This is a genomic window from Shewanella olleyana, from assembly GCF_023283825.1.
GTDB lineage: Bacteria > Pseudomonadota > Gammaproteobacteria > Enterobacterales > Shewanellaceae > Shewanella > Shewanella olleyana.
The window spans coordinates 1-2379 of the sequence record NZ_JAKILD010000060.1 but is presented as its reverse complement, the minus strand read 5'-3'; the positions used below and the strand labels follow the sequence as shown (position 1 = coordinate 2379).

Annotated in this window: 2 protein-coding genes; one reads left to right on the top strand and one right to left on the bottom strand. The window is 42.8% G+C overall.

The genetic code is table 11. The features are described 5' to 3' along the window. Window positions 1-222 precede the first annotated feature (222 nt). Window positions 223-1188, bottom strand: coding sequence for a GlxA family transcriptional regulator (locus L2735_RS19785; protein ID WP_248986302.1), 966 nt, complete (start codon window positions 1186-1188; stop codon window positions 223-225). Window positions 1189-1302: 114 nt separating this feature from the next. Between L2735_RS19785 and L2735_RS19780 the strand changes: the two genes are divergently transcribed. Then, on the top strand, window positions 1303-2094 hold the full coding sequence (locus L2735_RS19780; protein ID WP_248986301.1) for an MBL fold metallo-hydrolase: 792 nt from the start codon (window positions 1303-1305) through the stop codon (window positions 2092-2094). Window positions 2095-2379 lie beyond the last annotated feature (285 nt).

Below are 2379 nucleotides of genomic sequence, written 5' to 3'. Positions count from 1 at the left end.
TAAAACACTTTTAGTCGAACCCTTTGGGCAGCGTTTGTTGGCCATTTTTACTGCGTTATCGACTTTTTATGTAGAATAACTACACCACAAAGTCTCTGCCTTGTATAAATGCCCAACAATTCGCTGCAAAAAATACCTTGAAAGATCAACACGCCCTAGGCTTTAGATACTAAAAGGAATAGATGCTAAGATCTAACCCCATCGGCTTCAATGAAGTGGATACTATTGTTTGAATGTAGTGCGCCATTGAATCGGTGATACATGAAAAGTAGATTTAAAGTGCTTTCTGAATACACTGTCAGAGCCAAAGCCCGCTTGCTCTGCAACTTGTGGAATAGATAACTTAGTGGTTTCCAGTAGGCGTTGGCTAAGCACTAAACGTTGATTTTGCAACCATTCACCAAATGTACAGCCATAGGTAGATTTAAACTGGCGCGTGAAGGTACGTTTGCTCATCGCACAGCGCTCAGCTACTTCATCTAATGAGTGAGGCAGATTTAGGTTTTGTTCGACCTGTTCAATCACAAGGCTAATACTTGTTTTTGTGAGGGGCTTTAGGTTAATCGGTGCAGGTATGTACTGTTGCTGTCCACCAGTTCGAAATGGCGCCGTCACCATCTTACGTGCGAGATCATTCGCAAGTTCGCTGCCACACAGGCGGCGCACTATGTGCAAACAGCAATCGAGTGAAGCGGCTACCCCTGCTGAGGTGATGATAGTCTCATGTTCAATAAATAGAGGGTTTGGGTCAAAATCTACCTTAGGAAATCGCTGCTGAAATTGTTTAGAAAATGCCCAATGGCTTGTGGCTCGTTTTCCATCGATAACTCCAGCACATGCGAGAACATAAGATCCAAGGCACAGTCCGACTAGTAGCTTACCTTTTCCATGATGATCTATTAGCGCCTCTAGAAGTTGTTCACTTGGCTTAGGCAGGTCATTTGGCCAGCTTGGAATAATCACAATATCCGCCTCTTTGATAGCGCTCAAATCTCTATCTATCACCACACCAAACCCAGAGCTTGTTTCGAACTGCGAGCTGTTTTCGCTACAGACTTTCAAGTCAAACCGAGGGGGTTGGCCGGCAAAAATATCTTGAAACACCATACAGGGTACGGAGAGATGAAAAGCGCTGATTCCCTCAAAGGCAACCAAAGTAATTTTTATTAGCTCGTTTAATCTATCCATCTTTGACTCTATTTGCGCGAATGTTGACTTTCAAGACAGTATCATAAAGCTATCTAAAATAGCATACTAAATCACCTAGAAAATATGACTTAATAGTGAATTTAGAGAGGTAATATGAAGATCCATCACCTACGCAGCGCAACTTTTATCATTGAATCTGAAGACAAATTTATCCTTATTGATCCTATGCTGGGTAAGAAAGGTTCTTTGCCTCCATTTTCGGTAATTAGGGCTAAGGCAGCGAAAAACCCTACCGTTGAAATGCCAAGTAATGCAGAAGGCTTACTCGCTAAGGTCAACTATAGCCTAATCACTCATAGCCAAACTTTTGGTATTAAAGCGTTGCAACATGGTGATCACTTAGATCCTGCGGGAGAGAAGTTTCTAAATCGTCGTCATATACCAGTTGCAACACCAGCCAAAGATAAAGCCTACTTGGAAAAATATGGCTTGACGGTAAATTGGGGCATTGAAGACTGGCAAACTATCGACTTTTTAGGCGGAAAACTAACAGCGGTTCCTGCTTTGCACGGTCATGGTTGGATTCATAAGGTAATGCCAAATGGCGTTGGTTTTTTCTTAGAACTTCCCAGTGAACCCTCTATCTATATTAGCGGTGATACAGTGCTAACCAATGATGTAAAACGAGCGTTGGATGAGTTAAAACCCGATATCACAGTCGTGGCGGCAGGCCGTGCACGTATGGATGTTGGCCAGCCTTTATTAATGTCTATTGATGAGGTTATGGAGTTTATTCGCCTTTCCCCTAATAAGGTGATCGCGAACCATATGGAGGCGCTAAATCACTGTTCAGTGACTCGACCAATTCTTAAAGAGGCTATTGATAAAAACGGCTTGTCAGATAAAGTCTTTATTCCGGCTGATGGTAAGACTATGGAGTTTTAGTGACCTTAGCGCGATGATGCGACTTCAACGTCATGCCTTGATACTTGTCTTCTAACCAAACCTTATCCTTATAGTAGACCTGCAAAGTTGGCCACTGCTCGATAGTTTGATCGAGTCTGTTGCCTTAGTTAATATTATCTGAATTATTTCCCTTCTTCAGTAATCGAAACAAGCTTTTGTCGGATAGACGACACTTGTTACCAAGTGCCGTCCTCCTAAGAACCCAGCGTGCAACTTTCACTGCACTAGGCTCAAGCCTCCACTAAGGCATTTTAGCTACCCAGT

What these genes read in the sequence shown, in the direction of transcription:
- L2735_RS19785 (WP_248986302.1), bottom strand. Translation starts at nt 1,188, where the DNA reads ATGGATAGATTAAACGAGCTAATAAAAATTACTTTGGTTGCCTTTGAG.
- L2735_RS19780 (WP_248986301.1), top strand. Translation starts at nt 1,303, where the DNA reads ATGAAGATCCATCACCTACGCAGCGCAACTTTTATCATTGAATCTGAA.